Source organism: Microbacterium sp. CR_7 (genome assembly GCF_041954755.1).
GTDB lineage: Bacteria > Actinomycetota > Actinomycetes > Actinomycetales > Microbacteriaceae > Microbacterium.
Map to the genome: position 1 here is coordinate 572,613 of NZ_JAVAYF010000003.1, position 19,971 is coordinate 592,583.

Below are 19,971 nucleotides of genomic sequence, written 5' to 3' on the forward strand. Positions count from 1 at the left end.
GGGATCAGTCGTCGGTGTCGGTGCCGACCACGGCGAAGTCGGCGCTGAAGTCGATGTCGACCGATCGACGGTCGCTCGACACGACGCGCGCGTCGTAGGGGCTGGAGGCGTCGTCGTCGACGTCGAGGTCGGTGATCAGACCGTCGGCCTCGTCGAGCGCCGCCGTGACGAGGGCGCGAATGGCCGCGTCGTCGAGCACGTACGCGGGAGCCGTGTCGTCGTCGGCCTCGTCGTCCGACGAGATCACGGACGCCGAACCCTCGGCGTCGACGCGGACCTCGGTCTCGCCGCCCGTGCCGTTCGTGAGCTCGACCTCCCAGGTGCCGTCGCGCTTGGCGTCGATCGAGGTGACCTCCCCGTCGGCTGCGCCGCGTGCGGCGTTCGCGACGTCGATGAGCTCGTCCGCCGAGTCGGTGCCGATGCCCGCGACGGGGCCGTCCGACGGAGCGTCGTCTCGACGGTCGCCACCGCGGTCGTCGCCGGGCCGTCCGCCCTGCTGGCCCTGGCCGGGTGCCGCGTCGTCGTCGCGGGGACCGTCGGAGAAGCCGGGGCGATCGTCGTCGTCGCCGAACTCGTCGCCGATCGCGGCGCCGACGGCGACTCCGCCGCCGGCGAGCAGCACGGCCGCGGCGATGCCGCCGCCGATCAGCCATCCGCGGCGGCTCTTCTTCGGAGCGGGTGCGGCCGGAGCCGGTGCGGCCTGCGGGGTCGCGGGGTGGGGTGCCGTCTGTGCGGCGGGGACGTCGGAGGCCGGCGCGACGGGAACCGTCGGCGCATCCGGGGACGAGGTCGGGGTGGTTCCGGGCGTCGGGCGCGCGGCATCCTCCGGCTCGGGGCTGTGGTCCTGGTTCGGGGTCTTGTCGTTCATGCCTCCGATGGTGTCGGACGGGCGCTGAAGCGATCCTGAAGCGACCTGAAGCGGCTTTCAGGAAGACAGGTCAGGCGAGAGGCAGCGTCACCACGAAGCGGGCGCCGCCCCAGCGCGACTCATCCACCGTCACCGTGCCGTGGGCCGCGGTCGCGATGGCTCGGACGATCGACAGCCCGAGTCCGCTGCCCCCGGCATCCCGGCTCCGCGCCTCGTCGAGCCGCACGAAGCGCTCGAAGATCCGCTCGCGCTCCACGGGCGGGACGCCGGATCCGTCGTCCTCGACCGTGAGGAACACGTGCCGGTCGACGGGCGCCACGCCCACCGCCACTCGACCGCGGCTGTGCCGGGCGGCGTTGTCGGCGAGATTGCGCATGAGCTGGCCGAGGAGCCGCGGATCTCCCTGCACACGGGCCGCCGCGATGCCGGAGCCGTCGACATCGAGGCCCGACGCGCGCAGCCGTCGCACCTCACCGAGGGCGAGGTCGTCGAGATCCACCGGTTCGACGTGCGTGCCGGCGCCCTCGTCGAGGCGAGCGAGCAGCAGCAGCGACTCGACGATGCCCTGCAGGCGGAGCCCTTCCTCCGACACGACCTCGGCGAGCTCGTCGAGGCTGGTGGTCGCCGGATGCGTGCGGGCGAGCTCGGCATGCTGGCGGATCGTCGCCAGTGGAGACCGCAGTTCGTGCGACGCGTCCGACACGAACCGTCGCTGGGCCGTCGCCGACGCGTCGAGCCGATCGAGCATCCCGTTCATCGTGACGGCCAGCGCAGCGATCTCGTCGGATGAGGGAGGCACCTCGACCCGGCGATGCAGGCGTTCGGCCGTGATCCCGTCGACCTCCTCGCGGATGCGGTTCACGGGGCGCAGCGCGCGCCCCGTGACGAGCCAGGTGGTCACGGCGACCAGCACCAGCAGCAGCGGAACGGCGATCACGAGGAGCAGCGCGACCGTCGAGAGCGCCTCGTCGTCGTCGTCGAGCGGCACCGCGAGCACGAGGGTCTGGTCGTCTCGCAGGTCTTCTGACACGACGAGCATCGGCTTGTCGTCGATGGTCATGGTGTGCGAGTCGCCGTCGGAGGGGAGCGCGGTCGAGCCGAGCTCGTCCTGCGCCTCCTCGCTCGCGGCGCGGACAGTCCCATCCGGTCCGATCACCTGCACGATCTCGTCGTCGAGAGTGCGGACATCGCGCCCGCCGGGGCCGTCGAGGCGGTCGACCAGCTCTTCGACGCGCTGCTCCGCGGCGCGCTCGGTCGTGGCGCGGATGCTCGCGCTGAGGATGCCGTAGAACGAGAACGCACCGACGAGCAGTGCCACGGCCACCACGAGGGTGGCGCCGAGCGTCGTCCGACCCCGCACCGAGCGCCAGCCGCGACTACCCACCGTCGGCCGCCAATCGGTAGCCGGCGCCCCGGATCGTCTCGATCGCCTCGCGACCGAACGGCTTGTCGACCTTGCGGCGCAGGTGGCCCACGTACACCTCGACGATGTTCGGGTCACCGTCGAAGTCGTCGTCCCACACGCCGTCGATGAGCGCGCGCTTCGAGAGCACCTGACCGCGGTGTCGCATCAGGTGCTCGAGCACGGCGAACTCGCGGGCGGTGAGGGTGATGGGCGTGTCGCCCCGCCAGACGCGGTGCGCCCCGGGGTCGAGCCGCAGATCGCCCGCTTCGAGGATCGCGGGTCGTGCCACGGCGCCGCGCCGCGCCAGGGCACGGAGGCGGGCGACGAGGATCGCGAACGAGAACGGCTTCGTCACGTAGTCGTCGGCGCCGCTCTCGAGCGCCTCGACCTGATCCCACTCGCCGTCCTTCGCGGTGAGCATGAGCACGGGGGTCCAGTTCTCCTCGGCGCGCAGCGCCTCGCAGACCTTCCAGCCGCTCATGCCGGGCATCATGAGGTCGAGCACGATCGCGTCGTAGCGGGTCTCGCGCGCCCGCCACAGTCCGTCGACGCCGTTGTTCGCGACGTCGACCGCGAAGCCCTCGGCCTCGAGGCCCCGCCGAACGGCGTCGGCCAGGCGCACCTCGTCGTCCACCACCAGGATCCGCATTCCCCCAGTGTGGCGGCCGCGCGCTGAATCCGGGCTGAAGGACCCTCGAGAGAGGAGGCAGCGGTCCACCGATATACAGTGCGGCCATCCCGGGATGGCTCGTTCGGTGGCGGTGAGCCTCTGTCACAATCGCGGTGGCGGGTGATGATGCGCCCGCCGTGGTGCGACCGGAGAAGTGTATGGACGACGAGCGCGAGAACGACGGGCAGGGACCGAACGCGTTCGGCCGAGCGCTGCGCGCAGCGCTGCAGCGCCGCGGCATGTCGCTGCGGGCGCTCCAGACCCGCCTGCGCGACCGGGGGCATGAGGTGAGCATCGCATCGCTCTCCCTGTGGCAGTCCGGCGCCCGACGACCGAGCACGGACTCCTCGGCCGACATCGTGCGGGAGCTGGAGGACCTGCTCGGCCTCGACGACGACGAACTCGCGGGGATGCTGCGTCCGCACCGCCGTGTCCCTCCGGACCGCAACGTGCCCTTCGCCTACTTCGTCGGCCTGGAGCACAACAGCGTCACGGATGAGAGCTCGGCGAGGCAGCTGTCGGAGCGCTCCTCGACCCTCATGTCGTACGTGGACGCCGCGGGGCGACTGACGCGCAACGTCGCCAGGAACGTCTGGCAGGCTCGGGTCGACGGCGCCCAGGAGGTCGCCGCCTTCCTCACGGTCGAACCGGAGGAGGTGGCGCCGCCGCAGGTGCGCGGTCTGATCGGATGCGAGCTGTCCGACGTCGTGACCGACATGCAGCAGCGTGTCATGCGCGTCACCGTGCGACTGAACGCGCCGCTCCTCAAGGGCGACATGGCTCTCGCCGAGTGGGAGTCGTTCGACCATCGATACGAGCCCGACACGGTGAGCGACTTCCAGGGGCTCGTGGCTGTGCGGCCGGAGGCCGAGGTCGGGGTGTTCATCTACTTCGACCCGGAGCATCTGCCTCGTCGGTGCCTCGTCTCCGTGGAGACGGACGACACCCACCGCGTGTTCGCGGCATCGCCGGTAGGCGCATGCGTCTCGCACATCGAGTACGACTTCGGCCCCGGGATGATCTCGGTCGAGTGGGAGTGGTAGTCCTCACACGTCGGTGCGGAACCCCGCCGCCTTGTGCGTGCCGTCGCAGAACGGCTTGATCGTCGAGAGACCGCACCGGCACAGGGCGACCGTGCGACGGGTGACCTCGATGACTTCACCCTCTACGGTCTGCAGCGACGCCGCCCCTCTCACCAGCAACGGTCCGTCGGGGTAGGCGGTGATCGTCACCTCGTCGGATGCCGTCACGCGAGCGCTCCTGTTCGGAGGGACGACTCCCCGCGCTGCCAGGCGTCGAGCACATGCCCGCCCATCCAGCCGTCGACGGTCAGGCAGGCCGATGCGCCGAACATGATGTCGTCGAGCAGCTCGGGGTGGTCCTCGGCGAGGGCTCCGGCGAGGTCGCGCCCCGCGATCTGCTCGTGCACGGCATCCGCCTCGACGTGCTCGTCGAAGTAGTCGGTCACGTCTTCGGGGTAGCCGAGTCGGCGCAGCCCGTCGGCGTACAGGCGGCACGGGATCGACGAGGTCATCTCGTACGCGGCGAGATGACCGACGATCGCGCCGACGAGCCGACGGTTCAGGCCGAACATCGACATGAGGTTGTGCGATGCGAACGTGATCGCCGGCGCGTCATCGACGTAGGCGCCGTAGGTGTCGTCGAGACCCATGCCGCGCATCGCCCGCGCGAAGATCTCGGCGTGCACGCGGTCGGGTCGCCCGCCGCCGTACTCGTCGGCCTGGATCTCGACGAGGGCCGCCTTCGCCCGCCCCTGCAGACGCGGGATGGCCCACGAGTGCGGGTCGGCCTCGCGCAGCGTGTAGATCGACCGCTGGATGAACATCTCCGGGATCTGCTCGCGCGTGGCCTTCTTGGCGACATAGCGCGAGAGGCTCGGACCGGTGTCGGCCGCGGCAAGGGCGAAGAGCGCGCGGCCTACGGCATCCACCGTCGGCGCGGGCGACTCCGGCTGGGGCACCTGTGCGCGGAGCGCCGTCTCGAACGACTCCTCGAGGATCCGCCGAGCGGCGATCAGCTCGGCATCCCACTCCAGATCGGGGTCGAGGCCGGGAAGCGAGCCGTATGACGAGGCGTACAGCAGGAACAGCGACAGCTGCACGTCGTCGTCGCGGATGGCGTCGGTGACCGCAGGGAGCGCCGCGCGGGCGGCATCAGCGGGAGCGGTGTCGGTGTGTCCGCGGAGGCGGCCGAGCACGGCCTCGCTGATCGGACCCCGCGCCGTCACGGTGTCGAGGGTGGAGTGCGCGAGCGCAGTCATCGGTGATGCTCCCATCGGTCGGATTCTCGCAGTGTGCGCGACCTCGGGCGTACCGCAAAGGGTCTTGACGCGGGGTGGTGCTTTGCGGAAGCGCACGATGGTCGACGGGGCGCAGACGATGTGGTTGCATGGCGGGATGACCGGTATCCGGGGGGATGCGGCGAGGCGGGCGGGCGTGCCGCTCGTTCTCGCGACGATGCTGCTGCTGGGCGGATGCGCCACCGCGACCGGACCGGGGGCCGCGACACCGACCCCCAGCCCGACCCCGACGGTCGCGTGCCCGCAGGTCGAGGGCCAGACCCTGCCGCCGGAGTGCGCGCCCTACGACCCCGACCATGCGATGGCGCAGAACGACCGGTACCGCGAGCGGATGGATCTCGACGAGGACGCCCGGGTGGCCGCCGCCCAGCCCGCGGCCGATCTGCAGCGCAGCCTCGAGGCGCTGCGGGCTTCGGGGAGCATCTCGGTCGACGCCGTCGAGCGGGCTCTCGGCGACGCCGGCCTCGCCGACCCGCAGGTGCGGGGTGACGAGCGCGCGGTCGCTTTCGGCGCTGTGGCTCCGCAGGGTGGGTGCGTGTTCGGCGAGCTGCGCGCCGACGGAGTCGCCGTCGACGTTGGCGGCTACATCATGGACGGCGGCTGCCTGCCCGCACAGTGATCTGTCGCGCGCCCGCGGATCAGGGGTGCACCGGGTAGTGGCTGCTGATCGCGATGCGGTTCCAGCTGTTGATCACCACGGCGAGCCACGTCACGGCGGCGATCTGCTTCTCGGTGAGCACGCTCTCGACCTCGACCCCACGGTCGGCGAGGCGTCCGTGGTCGCCGATCATCGTGACACGCTCGGCGATCTGCAGCGCCGCCTGCTCCTCGGGCGAGAAGTACTGCGATTCCCACCACGCCGCGACGACGGCGAGACGGTCGGCCGTCTCCCCGGCCTTCACGGCGTCGGCGCTGTGCATCCGCAGGCAGAACGCGCAGCCGTTGATCTGCGAGGCGCGAACCTTCACGAGTTCGACGAGCAGCGGCGAGAGTCCGGCATCCACACCCGCGGCCACCGCCTGGTCGTTGAACTCGAGCATCGCCTTGTAGGGGGCCGAGTAGATCTTGCCGATGTTCACGTGCGACACGTCGTCTCCTTGGTTCTCGGGGCGCCGGGTGCGCCTCCGTTGTGAATGACGACGTAGGGGGCGTGAGTGTGAGGGAGATCGGGAAACGCCCCCGAAGCGAGCGCTTCGGGGGCCTTTCGATCACTGCGGGGACAGCAGAGGCGGCGGGGGCGGCCGATCAGGAGGCCACGGACACCGAGGCGTCGGCGATGAGCCCGTCCATGAGGGCGCGCGCGTTGCCGTAGCCCTCCGAGATCGCGGCGTGCTGCATGGTCAGCAGCACGTAGTCGGCGTTCTCGGCGATCGCGAACTCCTTCTCGATCGTGGTCCAGGCTGGAAGCACCCACGGCTTGTCGTTGGCGCGCGCCGCAGCGATGACCCGGCGGAAGTCGTCGAAGTCGGCTTCGGTCTGACGGTACGCGCCTCGGCCGCTCATGGCCGCGAGGTCGCCGGGGCCAATGAAGATCCCGTCGACCGTGGGCAGTGCGGCGATGCCCTCGACGTCGCGCAGGGCGCGCGGATCCTCCACCATGGGGAAGACCTTGATGTCGCGGTCCTGCGCGGCGATCCACTCGTCGGAGTAGCCGCGATAGTTCATCGTGCGACCACCGGCGAGGCTGCGCGAGCCGAGCGGCGGGAACTTCGCGAAGTCGGTGATGCGCTTGGCGTGCTCCAGCCCCTCGATGTGCGGGATGATGACGCCGTCCGAGCCGAAGTCGAGCGCCTGCTGGATGGCGCCGCGCTCGGGCACCAGCACCTTCGAGAGGACCTCGAGGCCGAGCCCCTTAAGCAACGGGATGAAACGCTCGAGGGTCGCCAGGTCGAACGATCCGTGCTCGATGTCGAGCACCACGAAGTCGTAGCCGAGTCCGGCGACGATCTCGCCGATGGCGCTGCTGCCGTCCGAGAGCCAGGCCCCCTGCTTGAGTGTGTGAGTCATGATGTTCCTTTCGGTGTTCCGGGGTGCGGGCGTCAGGCGGACGCGACGACGGTGAAGCGGCGGTTGGCGAGCGAGGGGTTCACGCTGCGCACCTGGGCGATGCGCTCGGGGCGGGCGTCGGCGATGGCGATGCCGGTCGACTCGCCGATCTCGCCGAGCGTGATCCCCATGGGGTCGACGATGATGCTGCCTCCGGTGCCCACTCCCGGTCCCTGCGACACCGCGGCGACGTAGAGCGTGTTCTCGATCGCGCGGGCGCGGGCGAGGGTGTTCCAGTGGTCCTCCTTGCGCGCCCCCGGCATCCATGCGGCGGGGTAGAGCAGCAGGTCGACGCCGGCGTCGGCGTGCTCGCGCGCGACCTCGGGGAAGCGCAGGTCGTAGCAGGTCAGCATCCCGACGGTCACGTCGTCGACGGTGAACGTCACGGGACCGGAGATGTCGCCGGGGCGGATGTGGTCGGACTCCAGGAAGCCGAACGCGTCGTACAGGTGGAGCTTGTGGTAGACCCGCGACAGGCCCTCGTCGGGCGTCACGAGCACGAGCGTGTTGTAGCCGCGGGCCTCCCCGTCGATGGATTCGAGCATTCCGGCGACGATCGAGACGCCGGTGCGCCGCGACAGGTCGGCGAGACCGGAGACGAAGGGCCCGTCGAGCGTCTCGCCCTGCGCGACGAACGCCTCGTCGAGGGTCGGGACGTCGTACATCGCGAACTCGGGGAAGACGACGAGGCGCGCTCCGGCGGCTGCCGCCTCCTCGGTGAGCCGGGAGATCTCCGCGAGGTTCGCGGCCTTGTCGTCGCCCGAGACCATCTGGCCGATCGCGAACTTCATGATGAACCTTCTTCCGTGGTGAGGCTCTCCGGGACGGAGAGCTCGGTGATGCAGTGCTGCACGAATGCCCGGCCGACCGCGTCGAGGCGGCGATCGAACCAGGAGATCGAGGTCGTGAGTCCCACCGAGGGGTTCACGAGTGTGCGGTACACGACGTTGTGCTGCGGGATGTCCGACAGCGACTTCGGGATGAAGCAGACGCCCATCCCCGCCGACACCATCGCCGCCTGGTCGAGGTACGAGCCCATGACCTCGAGGGATCGCGGCGAGAACCCGGCGCGCATGCAGGCTGTGACGACCGCGTCGTAGCCGGTCGGGTTGGCGGTGCGCGGTCCCTGCAGGATGCGTTCGTTGCGCAGCATCGCGAAGTCGACCTCGTCCACCCCGGCGAGCGGGTGATCGTCGGGAAGCGCCACCAGGTACTCCTCAGCGAACAGAGCGGTCGACGAGAGATCTTTCATGTCGGGCTCGGTGAGCAGGACGGCGACGTCGATCGACCCCTGCTCCAGCTCGTCGACGAGCAGGGAGGTCGGGATGCTGCGCACCTGCACCGTCGCGGTGGGGTGCGTGCGGATGAAGCTGCGCACGGCGCCCGCGGGGGTGCTGAACATCATCGCCGGCACGATGCCGACGCGCACCCGCCCAAATTCGTGGCTGCGCTGATCGTCGAGCAGCTGGGTGATGTGCTGCATGGCCTCCAGCACCCGCCTGCATCGGTAGTAGAACTCGCGGCCCGCCTCGGTCGGCGTGATCGGGCGCGTGGTGCGATCGATCAACGCGACGCCGACGTCCTTCTCCAACCGGGAGATCTGCTGCGAGAGGGCCGGCGCGGTGATGAAGAGGCTGTCGGCCGCCTGTTTGAAGCCGCCGGCATCGACCAGCGTCACGAACAGCTCCAGTCGTCGTGTCTCCATGCCCTACCCCCTCCTCAGCGCGAGGCGCTCGGCGCGCCGCACCCGCTGGATCTCGGGGTCGGGCACGGGGGCGGCGGCGATGAGACGCTTCGTGTAGTCGTCGTGCGGGTGGTGCAGGACCTCCTCGGTCGGGCCCTCCTCGACCACGTCGCCGTGTCGCAGCACGACCACGCGATTCGACAGGGTCTCGACGACCGACAGATCGTGACTGATGAACAGGCACGAGAAGCCGAGCTCGCGCTGCAGTGCCAGGAACAGGTCGAGCACCTGCGCCTGCACCGACACGTCGAGCGCCGAGGTGGGCTCGTCGGCGATCATCAGCACAGGATCGGTCGCGATCGCGCGCGCGATGCCGATGCGCTGCCGCTGCCCGCCCGAGAGCTCGTGCGGGTAGCGGTCCGACCAGTCGGGGTTCAGCTGCACGCGCTCGAGCAGCTCCTTCGCCCGCGCCCGCCGCGCGCGGGGATCGCGCACGAGCCCCTGCCACAGCAGCGGGTCGGAGATGGCCTGCCCGATGGTGCGGCGGGGATTGAGGGAGGATGCCGGGTCCTGGAAGACCATCGTCACGTGGCGCCGTAGCTGACGCAGCGCACGACCCGGTCGTCCGGTGATGCGCTCGCCGCGGACCTCGAGGGTGCCCTCGGTCACCGGCAGCAGACCGATCGCCGCCTTGCCGATCGTGGACTTGCCCGACCCGGATTCGCCGACCAGCCCGACGATCTCGCCGCGCTGCACCTCGAGGTCGATGCCGTTGATCGCTTGGAACCCGGGGCGGCGCCACCGACCGGGGTACCGGATCACGGCATCCTGCAGCCGCAGCACCGTCTCGGGCAGCGGCGTGGTGGCGGTCACGCCGTCGATGCGCAGCTTGTTGCCGGCGGCGGCCAGGAAGTCGTCGGCCTTGCCGAGATGCGGCACCGCGGCGAGCAGTGCCTGCGTGTACGGCTCCTGCGGGTTCTTGAACAGTCTGGCGGACGGTGCCTCCTCCACGACGCGGCCGTCCTTCATGACGACGACCTCGTCGGCGACATCGGCCACCACGCCCATGTCGTGCGTGATGATGAGCACGGCCATCCCCATGCGCTCCTGGATCTCGGCGATGAGGTCGAGGATCTCGGCCTGCACCGTCACGTCGAGCGCGGTGGTCGGCTCGTCGGCGATCAGCAGGTCGGGCTCCGACGAGATGGCCATCGCGATCATCGCCCGCTGGCGCTGACCGCCCGAGAGCTGGTGCGGATAGTGGTCGACCTTCTCCTCGGGGGCAGGCATGTGCACGTCGCGCAGCAGCTGCACGGCGCGCTCCCTCGCCACTGTACGGTCGAGGTCGTGGTGGCTCGTGAGGGCCTCGATCAGCTGGTGCCCGATCGTGTAGACGGGGTTCAGCGCCGTCATCGGCTCCTGGAAGATCGTCGCGATGCGGGATCCCCTCAGCGGCCTCAGCCCCTTGTCGCGCAGCGGCACGAGGTCGGTGCCGTCGAAGAGGATGCGTCCCGTGCGCCGCGCGTTGGGAGGGAGGAGGTCGAGGATCGACATCGCCGTGACCGACTTGCCGGAGCCCGACTCGCCCACGAGCGCGAGCGTCTTGCGACGGTCGACGCTGAAAGACACGTCATAGGTGACCTGACGCCAGCCGTCGGGAGTGGCGAACTCGACGGACAGGCCGTCGACCTGCAGCAGCGGTTCGTTCATGAGCGCTTCTTCGCTTTCGGGTCGAGGAGGTCGCGGAGGGCGTCGCCGAGTATGCCGAACGCGAGGATCGTCAGGACGATGACCGCGCCGGGGACGAGCAGCACGTGCGGATCGGTCGTCAGATACCGCTGACCCTGCGCGACCATCGAGCCCCACGACGGGGTGGGCGGCACGACGCCGAGGCCGAGGTAGCTCAGCCCGGACTCCATGAGGATCGCCGCCGCCATCGTGAGCGAGAACTGCACGATGATCGGCGCCGAGACGTTCGCGAGAACCGTGCGGAACAGAATGACGACGGTCGGTGCGCCGAATGTGCGCGCCGCATCGACGTACTCCTCGCGCTTCGTCGACAGCACCTGTCCATAGGTGATGCGGGCGAAGATCGGGGCGAACAGCACTCCCATCGCGATGATGAGGGTCACCGGGCCCGGTCCGTAGAGCGTCACGGCGAGCAGGGCGAGCACGATGGGCGGGAAGGCGAGGATGACGTCGACGATGAGCCGCATCGTGACGACCTCGGTGAGGCCGTTGAAGTAGGCCCCGAGAAGGCCGAGCAGGGTGCCGAGCACCGTGGCGAGCACCGTGGCGCCGAGGGCGATGAACAGCTCGACCTGTGCGCCGAACATGATGCGGGACAGGATGTCGCGGCCGAGCTCGTCGGTCCCGAGCAGGTGCCCTGGGCTGAACATCGGCTGCAGACGGATCGCGACGTTCTGCGCGATCGGGTCGTAGGGGGCGAGCAGCGGCGCGAAGGCCATGAGCGCGAGGATGACGACCAGGTACACGACCATGACGGCGCGGAGCGGGGTGATCGCCTGACGGAGGCGGGGGCTGAGTTTCATGCTCGCCTCACTCGGGGGTCGAGGATTCCGTAGGTGATGTCGACGACGATGTTGATCGCGATGAAGAGCATGGCGATCACGATCACGACGCCCTGGACGACCGGGTAGTCGCGGGTCGTGACGCCGTCGACGAGGAGGCTCGAGAGGCCGGGGTAGTTGAACACCCGCTCCACGAGCACGGTCGATCCGAGCAGCGTGCCGAATCCGATGCCGACGACCGTGACCACCGGGGTCAGGGAGTTGCGGAGCACGTGCCGGCGGAACACCGTCATCGGAGCGAGACCGATGGACTTCGCGGTGCGCACCCAGTCCTGGGTCTGCACCTCGAGCACGGCCGACCTCGTCATGCGTGCGATCTGCGCCGCGAACCCGACCGCGAGCGAGATCGCGGGAAGGGTGAGGCTCTTGATCGCCCCGAGGAAGTCCTTCGACGGGTCGACGTATCCGCCCGCCGGGAAGAGACCGAGAGTGATCGAGAAGATGAGGATGAGGACTGCTCCGAACACGAACACGGGCAGGGCGACGCCGATCGAGCTGAGCGCGGTGACCAGCGTGTCGACCCATCCGCCGCGGCGGGCCGCGAGGGCTCCCATCGCGACGCCGATCACGATCGACAGGAGCGTGGCGTAGGCGACGAGCAGGAGGGTGCGGGGGAGGCGGGCGCCGATGGCCTCGAGCACCGGCTGCGAGGTGCGGAAGGACTCGCCCAGGTCGCCGGTGAAGACGCCGGAGAGGAACGACAGGTACTGGGTGAGGAGCGGCTGATTCAGGCCCAACTGCTCGCGGAGGGCCGCGACGGCCTCCGGGCTGGGCGCTCCGCCGTCGCCCGTGCTGAGGAGCAGCACGGCAGGATCGCCCGGAACGAGTTGCAGTGCGGAGAAGATGAGGGTGAGGACCAGCAGGACCAGTCCCACCCCCATCGCCAGCCGCTTCGCGATGAAGAGGATCACGGCAGGGTCACTCCACGGAGGCGTGCGCCAGGTTGAGCGAGCTGTAGAAGACGAGGAACCCGGGCAACGTCTCGAAGCCCTTCACCTTGTCGTTGTAGGCGTACGCCTGCTCGCGGGTGTTGATGGAGGCGAAGGGCACGTCCTCCGCCCAGATGTCGGCGATCTGCGCGTAGATCTCCTTCTTCGCGGCGTCGTCGTCTGCGGCGCGCAGACCGTCTTCGATCAGGCCGCGCAGCGTCTCGTTCGAGTACCCCCAGCCGACGTTGAAGTTGCGGCTGTCGACGACCCAGTTCAGCAGGTAGGACGGGTCGGTGATGACGCCGGCGTCACCTGAGACGGCGAGGTCGTACTCGCCGGCGTTGCCCTTGCTGACGCGGGTGGACCAGTCCGGGGCGTCGAGCGTGACGTCGATGCCGACCGCGCGCAGGTCCTCCTGCACCGACAGCGCGTTGTCCTGCAGGAACGTGTACTGCGAGGTCGAGAGCAGCGTGGCGGAGAAGCCGTCGGGGTACCCGGCATCGGCGAGCAGCTCCTTCGCCTTCTCGGGGTCGTAGCTCCACAGCTCGGCGGCCTTCGGGTCGTACGCCGGGTCGTCCTCCGGGATCACGATGCCGTCGAGCGGGGCGCCGTTGCTCTGGAACGCCGCGGTCACCGCATTCTCGCGGTTCAGCGCGTAGGCGACCGCCTGGCGCACCTTCGGGTCGGCGAACGGGCCGTCGGTCACGTTGAACTGCACGTACTGGAACGGGCCCTGCTGCGCGTCGACCGTGAGGCCGGCATCCGACACCCGCTGGAAGTTCTCCCACGGCACGTACTCGATCATGTCGACGTCGCCGCTGAGCAGCGCGTTGGTGCGGGCTTCGCCGTCGGGGTAGAACTTCACCTCGATGCTGTCGAGCGAGACCTCGTCGGCGTCGTAGTAGTCGTCGTTCTTCTCGACCGTGAGGCCGATGCCCTGGTCGAGGTTGGTCATCTCGAAGGGGCCGGCGCCCACCCAGTTCGCGGTGTCGGCGTTGAGCGACGAGTCGGGCACGATCGCCGCGAACGGCAGGGCCAGGTACTGCAGGAACGCGGTGTTCGGCTGTGCGAGCGTGATGGTGACGGTGTCGCCGTCGGCGGCGATGTCGGTGATGTCCTTGAGACCGGCGGCGAGCTGCGAGCCGTTCGCGGGGTCGCGGTAGTAGTCGAGCGAGTTCTTCACGTTCTCCGCCGTGAGCGGGGTGTCGTCGTGGAACGTCAGGTCGGGACGCAGCGTGAACACGTACTTCGTGGGGTCGCTCGTGTCGACCGATTCGGCGACACCGGGCACCACGGCACCCTTCTCGTCGTACGTCATGAGTCCGCGATGCACCATCGTGAGCAGCTGGTTCACGGCACCGCCCTGCTGCATGCCGGTGATGGGGGTGGCCGGCTCGGCCGAGAGTCCGAAGACGAGGGTCTGCGACCCGCCCTCACCTCCCGAGTCGCCGGAGTCACCCGAGCCGCCGCATCCGGCGAGGACGAGGACGGATGCCGCGCCGAAGGCGACGGCGCCGATCCAGCGGGCCGGAGTGCTCCCGTGACGGCGGAGATGCTGTGAAGCAGGCATGACGAAGTCCTTCCATGGCGCGCCGAGGCGCCATCGCTCGAGGTGTCACGAAACACGGAGAGTCGTCATCGACGGCTCCGTTGCTCGTCGGGGTGAGGGGGTCTCGGGTGTGGCTGGAACCCTTCGAGATCGATTATGTCGACGTCGTAGATAAGTGGAAAGTTCGACTTCTCAGCGCGACATAACGGATTGCTTAACTCGTCAGCGTGACCTGGGATTTTTGAGGAAGGTCGCGTCAGGCCAGGACTTCGAGCGGGTTGTCGCGGAGCTTGCGCACGACGCCGCCGTCGACGAGCCGGCAGGCTGCGGACGACGGCTTCCTCTCGGCCTGGTCGACGACAGCGGTGCCGAACTCGTGGGCCAAAGCGAGACGCGGATGCTCCGCGAGCACCTCGCGGAGGAAGCCGTCGGGCAGGGCCTCCGGCCGTGCGCCGGAGATGTCGAGCGCCGTGGCGACCTCCAACAGGTAGCCCTCGGCATCCTGCTCCGGGTCGACGCTCGGCCAGTTGTGCTCCACGATGACGTCGAGCACGCGGCGCCGTCGCAGGGCATCCCATCCCGCGCCGGCCGTCAACGCGACGCCGACGTGTCCGCCCGCATGCTCGTACGCGAGTGTGTGGTTGTCGAACTCGGGCGCGAGGCCGATGTCGTGCAGCATCGCGGCGACGTAGAGCAGCTCATGATCGATGGCATCGAGCCCCTCGACGGTCGCGAACGCCTCGGCCCACAGCCACGATCGCGTGACGTGATTCAGGATCGACGGCGAGTGGTACTCCTCCGCCAGGGCGAGCGCCCCGCGGGCGGCGGCGGTGTCGGGAACAGGGAAGTCGGCGATGCGCATGGCGTCAGTCTCGCTCGCCGGCGCAGGTCACGCGAGCGGGCGGGCGGACAGCATCCCTCGGAATCCGGCCAACGGCCGACACGATCCGCGGAGACGGGCAGGAATTTCGGATGCTGTGCGCGCCGGCATCCGAAATTCGTGCCCTTCACCGCAGAAGTGACCGGACTCAGCCGACCCGCGCGCCCACCCGGTACCGCGCCGCGCGATGCGTGTCCTGCACCCGGTCGCCCTTGCCGTGCAGCTTGTGACGCAGCGTGCCCGGCGTGTACTCCTCGGGGTAGGCCCCGCGCGCCCGCAGCACCGGGATGACGTGCTCGATGACGTCCTGCCACGTGCCGGGTGTCACGGCGTAGGCGAGGTTGAAGCCGTCGATGTCGGTCTCGTCGACCCACGCCTGCAGCTCGTCGGCGATCTCCTCGCCCGAGCCGACGACGGTCGGGCCGAGACCGCCGATGGCATTGTGCCGGCCGAAGTCGCCGACGGTCCACTCGCGGCCGAGATCCGCCTCCTCCTTGAGGTGCTGCAGCACGGACTGGATGGCGTTCGACTCGACGTTCCCGACCGGCTCGTCCTCGGCGTACTGCGACAGGTCGACGCCCATCCACCCCGACATGAACGTCAGCGCACCCTCGGGGCTGGCGTACGACAGGTACTCGGCGTGCTTCGCCGCCGCCTCTTCGCTCGTGGCAGCGGTGATGACGGTGAGCAGCGTGTAGATGCGGGCGTCGTAACGGTCACGACCCGCGGCCTCGAGGGCGTCTCGGATGCGCTTCACGGTGCCGGCCAGCACCTCCTTCGAGGGTGCGGCGACGAAGATCGCCTCGGCGTTCTCAGCCGCGAACTTCACGCCGCGGGGGCTCGCGCCAGCCTGGTAGATCACGGGCGTGCGCTGCGGAGACGGCTCGGAGATGTGGATGCCGGGGACGCTGAAGTGCGTGCCCTCGTGGCCGATCGGGTGCACCTTCGCCGGGTCGGTGAAGATGCCGCGCTCGCGGTCCTCGACGACGGCGTCGTCCTCCCACGATCCCTCCCACAGCTTGTACAGCACCTCGACGTACTCGTCGGCGTGGTCGTAGCGGTCGTCGTGCGCGAGCTGGTCGGTCTGTCCCATGTTGCGGGCGGCACTGGGCAGATACCCGGTCACGACGTTCCAGCCCACGCGACCCTGCGTGAGGTGGTCGAGCGTGCTCAGGCGGCGGGCGAACGGGTACGGGTGCTCGAAGGCGGTGCCCGCGGTGACGCCGAAGCCCAGGTGCTCGGTCACCGCGGCCATGGCGCTCACCAGCAGGATCGGGTCGTTCACGGGCACCTGGGCACCGTTGCGGATCGCGGCCTCGTTCGTGCCGCCGTACACGTCGTAGGTGCCGAGCACGTCGGCGATGAAGATGCCGTCGAAGGTCGCGCTCTCCAGGAGCTTCGCGAGGTCGGTCCAGTACGAGATGGTGTTGTACTGACGCGAGCGGTCGTCGGGGTGGCGCCACAGCCCGGACGACTGGTGGGCGACGCAGTTCATGTCGAAGGCGTTGAAGCGGATCTGACGGGTCATGCGGTCCAGGAAACCCGCGCCTGCCGCTGCGTGCCAGTGTCACCGACACATGCCGTCACAAGGACGGCGTTTCGAATCGCTCAACTGGTGACTGAGCGGGGTGAGAACTGCAATTCGGGCGATTCGAATCGGTCAGCGGAGGCGCCGTCGGCCGGTGCGGATCGGCGCGGTCTGCGGCCGCGGATCCGGCATCAGCGTGTCGACCTGCGGTTTCTCGTTCGCCTGCGCACGGCACCACACCACGAAGCCGACGGCCGTGAAGACGCCGTAGAACACGTACATGAATCCCGTGGCGTAGAAGCCGGAGGCGAACAGCAGCGGCACCCCGACGACGTCGACGGCGATCCAGATGAGCCAGAACTCCGTCCATCCCTTCGCCATGCCGTAGGTGGCCAGCAGCGATCCGACGAAGGTCCAGGCGTCGGCCCAGACGGGTTCGTACGACCCCAGTGCCCGGAACAGCGGGGTGAGCGCGACGGTGCCGATCACGAGTGCGATCACGAGGCCGATCCGGGCGCCGTTCGGCGCCCATCGCGGGGTCACGCGACCGCCGTCGCCCGACGCCTGCTTCCAGCGCACCCAGCCGTAGATCGCCACGACGATGAACATGATCTGGCGCCCGGCCTGGCCCAGCAGATGCGGCAGCTCATGATCGGGGTTGAGGATCGTGCCCAGGAACACGGTCAACAGCAGCACATTGCCGACGATGCCCACCGGCCACGCCCAGACCTTGCGGCGCATGCCGCCCAGAGCGCTGGCGAGCCCGAAGGCGTTGCCGACGACCTCGCGCACGAGGAGCGTCTGTCCGCCAGGGAGCACCCATTGCGAATTGAAGGCCTCGACGAGCCAGACGAAGAGGTTCACTCGGCGGCTCCGCCGCGGTCGGGGAGGTCCGGCGGGAAGGGGCGGTCGTCGAGGATCAGCTGCAGCAGGGTCAGGTCGAGCCAGCGACCGAACTTGGCACCGACCTGCGGCATCCGCCCGACCTGGAGGAAGTCGAGGCGCTTGTGCAGCACGATCGAGGGGAGGTTGCCGCTCTCGACGGCCGCGACCATGACGTGGATGCCGAGGCGGCGGGCGCGCTCGATGAGCTCGACCATCAGCGCCTTGCCGATTCCACGGCCCTGCTGGTCGTCGCGCACGTAGACCGAGTGCTCGACCGTGTGGCGGTAGCCGCTGTGGGGGCGCCAGTCGCCGAACGAGGCGTAACCGACGACGCCGGTGTCATCGACGGCGACGATCACGGGGTATCCGCGCTCCTGCCGCGCGGCGAGCCAGGCGGCGCGGTCGGCGACGTCGACGGCATCCTCGTTCCAGATCGCCGTGGTGTGCACGACGGCGTGGTTGTGGATGTCGGTGATGGCGTCGAGGTCGGCCGTCTCGGCATCCCGGATCTGGGGGTCGCTCATCGGATCTCCTGCGGGGGCGTTCGGGTGCGCAGGACGACGCTAGCAGGATGCCGAGGTGCCGGCGTTCCGTGGGGGACGCGCCTGCTCAGCTCTCGGAGCCCCACAGGGTGAGCTTCTCGGGGTTCAGCACGATCCACAGGTGGGTGATGCGGCCGTCCTGCACCTGCATGTCCATGACCGACTGCACGGCCCGGCCGTTGCGGAACACGAACCCGACGCCGCCGGCGAGCTGGTGCTCCTCGAGGGTCAGCTCCGGATGCTTCGCCGCGATGCCGAGCAGGAAGCGGGCCACCCGGTCGGCGCCCGACACGATGTTGCGCGCTGCGCTCACGAAGCCGCCGCCGTCGCTGTGCAGTTGCACGTCGGGAGCGAGGAAGCGCATCAGGCTCGAGACCTCGCCGGTGCGCGTGGCCTCCTGGAACGCGCGCACCACCCGGTCGTGCTCGGCGCGCGGCACGGCCTTCGCGCGGTTCTCGCGCACGTGCCGCCTGGCCGAGGAGGCGAGCTGGCGCACCGCAGCGGGGGAGCGGCCGACGGCCTGCGCGATGTCGTCGAACGGCACGTCGAAGACGTCGTGCAGCACGAACGCCACGCGCTCGGCGGGGGTCATCGACTCGAGCACGACGAGCAGCGCGGTGGAGACATCGTCGTCGAGGGTGACGCGGTCGAGCGGATCGTCTGTCGACGCGGTCGTGGCCGGCGCCGCACCGCGGAACAGGTCGGCCGGCACCGGTTCCGGCAACCACGGACCCACGTACTGCTCGCGGCGCCGCCTCGCGGAGCCGAGCAGGTCGAGGGCGACGCGTCCCGCCACGGTGGTGAGCCAGCCGGCGGGGTTCGCGATGTCCGCACGCTCGCGGTCGTCGAGGCGGTACCAGCGCAGGTAGGTCTCCTGCACGATGTCCTCGGCATCCGCCATGGTGCCGGTCATGCGATACCCGAGCGCGAGCAGGCGCCGACGCTCGCGGAACACCTCGTCCAGGTCGTCGTCCACACCGGCTCCTCTCGCACGCTGCTCTCGCAGGATATGACGATGCGGCATCGGGGAATGTGAGCCTCACATTCCGGCGGGCTGTCGCGTCATATGGACGAAGCGTGCGCGAGTGCGCACCGGGAAGGCAGGGAGCATGCGGATGAGGATCGCGGTCGCGGGAGGAACGGGAGTCGTCGGGCGATATGCCGTCGAGGCGGCACAGGATGCCGGACACGACGTGGTCGTGCTCGCGCGGTCGCGCGGGGTAGACGTGCTGACGGGGGTGGGTCTCGATGCGGCTCTGCACGGGGTGGATGCCGTCATCGACGCCTCGAACAGCGGCACCACGCTGTCGGCGAAGAAGGCGACCGCGTTCTTCGAGACCGCGACGAGGAACCTGCTGGACGCCGAGCGCCGGGTAGGCGTGGGTCACCACGTCGCGCTGTCGATCGTCGGCATCGACGGCATCGACGCGTCGTACTACGCGGGCAAGCTGGCTCAGGAGCGGGCCGTGGCGGTGGGGCCCGTGCCCTTCACGATCGCTCGAGCGGGACAGTTCCACGAGTTCGCGGGGCAGGTCATGTCGGGCATGACCGGTCCGATCGCGGTCGTGCCGAAGCTGCTCATGCGCCCGGTGGCAGCGCGCGAGGTCGGAGCGCATCTCGTGCGCGTGGCCGAAGGCGGGGCGGTCGAGCGAGCACGGGATCTGGTGGGACCGCGCGACGAGGTGCTGGTCGACGTGGCGCGGCGGCAGCTGGCGTTCGAGGGGCGGCGCCGTGCCGTGCTCGAGGTGCGGCTGCCGGGAGCGTACGGGCGTGGGTTGGCCTCGGGTTCGCTGCGTGGCGATGCAGGCGCTCTGCGGGGACGGATCACGTTCGACGAGTGGCTGCGCAGCGTTGACCATCGACAGTGAAGTCTCCTGCAATCGGATGCTGGCATATCGAGCAGAATTCGAACATAGTTACTAAACTGGGGGTATGACTTCTTCGCATCTGGTGCCGCTGTTCGAGGCCGTGCAGTGCCTTGATGAGGCGTGGGCGGGTGCGGAGAACGGTGCCGAGCTGTCGCGGGCGCAGCTGGTGGCTGCGCATCGGGCGATCGGTGTGGTGCAGCGTCGGT

Annotated in this window: 21 protein-coding genes; 3 read left to right on the forward strand and 18 right to left on the reverse strand. The window is 69.6% G+C overall.

Annotation, left to right across the window (positions count from 1 at the left end):
- Window positions 1–4: 4 nt before the first annotated feature.
- From RAC81_RS08910 to RAC81_RS08920, 3 genes are all read right to left on the reverse strand, one after another.
- Window positions 5–868 carry a hypothetical protein gene (locus RAC81_RS08910; protein WP_375082025.1) on the reverse strand — a complete coding sequence of 288 codons (864 nt, stop codon included), beginning with the start codon at window positions 866–868 and terminating at the stop codon, window positions 5–7.
- A gap of 70 nt (window positions 869–938) precedes the next feature.
- On the reverse strand, window positions 939–2,252 hold the full coding sequence (locus RAC81_RS08915) for a sensor histidine kinase (RefSeq protein ID WP_375082026.1): 1,314 nt from the start codon (window positions 2,250–2,252) through the stop codon (window positions 939–941).
- Window positions 2,245–2,922, reverse strand: coding sequence for a response regulator transcription factor (locus RAC81_RS08920; protein WP_375082027.1), 678 nt, complete (start codon window positions 2,920–2,922; stop codon window positions 2,245–2,247). Before RAC81_RS08920 ends, RAC81_RS08915 begins: the two co-directional genes overlap by 8 nt.
- A gap of 179 nt (window positions 2,923–3,101) precedes the next feature.
- Between RAC81_RS08920 and RAC81_RS08925 the strand changes: the two genes are divergently transcribed.
- Entirely contained in the window at window positions 3,102–3,986 is an 885-nt protein-coding gene (locus RAC81_RS08925) for a hypothetical protein (RefSeq protein WP_375082028.1), read from the forward strand.
- A 3-nt stretch (window positions 3,987–3,989) separates the two neighbouring features.
- Here RAC81_RS08925 and RAC81_RS08930 read toward each other — a convergent pair whose 3' ends face one another.
- Together RAC81_RS08930 and RAC81_RS08935 are read right to left on the reverse strand one after the other, a co-directional pair.
- The gene (locus RAC81_RS08930; RefSeq protein WP_375082029.1) at window positions 3,990–4,193 is read right to left on the reverse strand and encodes a CDGSH iron-sulfur domain-containing protein; all 204 of its coding nucleotides are present in this window, start codon (window positions 4,191–4,193) and stop codon (window positions 3,990–3,992) included.
- The gene (locus RAC81_RS08935; protein WP_375082030.1) at window positions 4,190–5,224 is read right to left on the reverse strand and encodes an iron-containing redox enzyme family protein; all 1,035 of its coding nucleotides are present in this window, start codon (window positions 5,222–5,224) and stop codon (window positions 4,190–4,192) included. The genes RAC81_RS08930 and RAC81_RS08935 overlap by 4 nt, the downstream gene beginning before the upstream one ends.
- A gap of 136 nt (window positions 5,225–5,360) precedes the next feature.
- Between RAC81_RS08935 and RAC81_RS08940 the strand changes: the two genes are divergently transcribed.
- Entirely contained in the window at window positions 5,361–5,882 is a 522-nt protein-coding gene (locus tag RAC81_RS08940; RefSeq protein WP_375082031.1) for a hypothetical protein, read from the forward strand.
- 19 nt (window positions 5,883–5,901) lie between these two features.
- Here RAC81_RS08940 and RAC81_RS08945 read toward each other — a convergent pair whose 3' ends face one another.
- The 13 genes from RAC81_RS08945 to sigJ form a co-directional block, all read right to left on the reverse strand.
- Window positions 5,902–6,351, reverse strand: coding sequence for a carboxymuconolactone decarboxylase family protein (locus RAC81_RS08945; protein ID WP_375082032.1), 450 nt, complete (start codon window positions 6,349–6,351; stop codon window positions 5,902–5,904).
- A 157-nt stretch (window positions 6,352–6,508) separates the two neighbouring features.
- Complete coding sequence (locus tag RAC81_RS08950; protein ID WP_375082033.1) at window positions 6,509–7,270, reverse strand: HpcH/HpaI aldolase/citrate lyase family protein; 762 nt, start codon at window positions 7,268–7,270, stop codon at window positions 6,509–6,511.
- A 32-nt stretch (window positions 7,271–7,302) separates the two neighbouring features.
- Window positions 7,303–8,100: a carbon-nitrogen hydrolase family protein gene (locus tag RAC81_RS08955; RefSeq protein WP_375082034.1), complete on the reverse strand. Its 798-nt coding sequence runs from the start codon at window positions 8,098–8,100 to the stop codon at window positions 7,303–7,305.
- On the reverse strand, window positions 8,097–9,014 hold the full coding sequence (locus tag RAC81_RS08960) for a LysR family transcriptional regulator (protein ID WP_375082035.1): 918 nt from the start codon (window positions 9,012–9,014) through the stop codon (window positions 8,097–8,099). Before RAC81_RS08960 ends, RAC81_RS08955 begins: the two co-directional genes overlap by 4 nt.
- Window positions 9,015–9,017: 3 nt before the next feature.
- Window positions 9,018–10,703 (reverse strand): ABC transporter ATP-binding protein, encoded by a 1,686-nt coding sequence (locus tag RAC81_RS08965; protein ID WP_375082036.1) that lies wholly within the window; start codon window positions 10,701–10,703, stop codon window positions 9,018–9,020.
- Complete coding sequence (locus RAC81_RS08970; RefSeq protein ID WP_375082037.1) at window positions 10,700–11,545, reverse strand: ABC transporter permease; 846 nt, start codon at window positions 11,543–11,545, stop codon at window positions 10,700–10,702. Before RAC81_RS08970 ends, RAC81_RS08965 begins: the two co-directional genes overlap by 4 nt.
- A complete protein-coding gene (locus RAC81_RS08975) occupies window positions 11,542–12,495 on the reverse strand; it encodes an ABC transporter permease (RefSeq protein ID WP_375082038.1) in 954 nt (317 codons plus the stop codon). Before RAC81_RS08975 ends, RAC81_RS08970 begins: the two co-directional genes overlap by 4 nt.
- Before the next feature lie 7 nt (window positions 12,496–12,502).
- Window positions 12,503–14,083 carry an ABC transporter substrate-binding protein gene (locus RAC81_RS08980; protein WP_375082039.1) on the reverse strand — a complete coding sequence of 527 codons (1,581 nt, stop codon included), beginning with the start codon at window positions 14,081–14,083 and terminating at the stop codon, window positions 12,503–12,505.
- 235 nt (window positions 14,084–14,318) lie between these two features.
- Window positions 14,319–14,924: an HD domain-containing protein gene (locus RAC81_RS08985; protein WP_375082040.1), complete on the reverse strand. Its 606-nt coding sequence runs from the start codon at window positions 14,922–14,924 to the stop codon at window positions 14,319–14,321.
- A 166-nt stretch (window positions 14,925–15,090) separates the two neighbouring features.
- Window positions 15,091–16,470 (reverse strand): LLM class flavin-dependent oxidoreductase, encoded by a 1,380-nt coding sequence (locus tag RAC81_RS08990; protein ID WP_375082041.1) that lies wholly within the window; start codon window positions 16,468–16,470, stop codon window positions 15,091–15,093.
- A gap of 132 nt (window positions 16,471–16,602) precedes the next feature.
- Complete coding sequence (pnuC, locus tag RAC81_RS08995; RefSeq protein WP_375082042.1) at window positions 16,603–17,334, reverse strand: nicotinamide riboside transporter PnuC; 732 nt, start codon at window positions 17,332–17,334, stop codon at window positions 16,603–16,605.
- A complete protein-coding gene (locus RAC81_RS09000) occupies window positions 17,331–17,879 on the reverse strand; it encodes a GNAT family N-acetyltransferase (RefSeq protein ID WP_375082043.1) in 549 nt (182 codons plus the stop codon). The genes pnuC and RAC81_RS09000 overlap by 4 nt, the downstream gene beginning before the upstream one ends.
- Before the next feature lie 85 nt (window positions 17,880–17,964).
- Entirely contained in the window at window positions 17,965–18,873 is a 909-nt protein-coding gene (sigJ, locus tag RAC81_RS09005) for an RNA polymerase sigma factor SigJ (RefSeq protein ID WP_375082044.1), read from the reverse strand.
- Between the two features lie 139 nt (window positions 18,874–19,012).
- Between sigJ and RAC81_RS09010 the strand changes: the two genes are divergently transcribed.
- Window positions 19,013–19,765 (forward strand): SDR family oxidoreductase, encoded by a 753-nt coding sequence (locus RAC81_RS09010; RefSeq protein WP_375082045.1) that lies wholly within the window; start codon window positions 19,013–19,015, stop codon window positions 19,763–19,765.
- The last annotated feature ends 206 nt before the right edge of the window (window positions 19,766–19,971 follow it).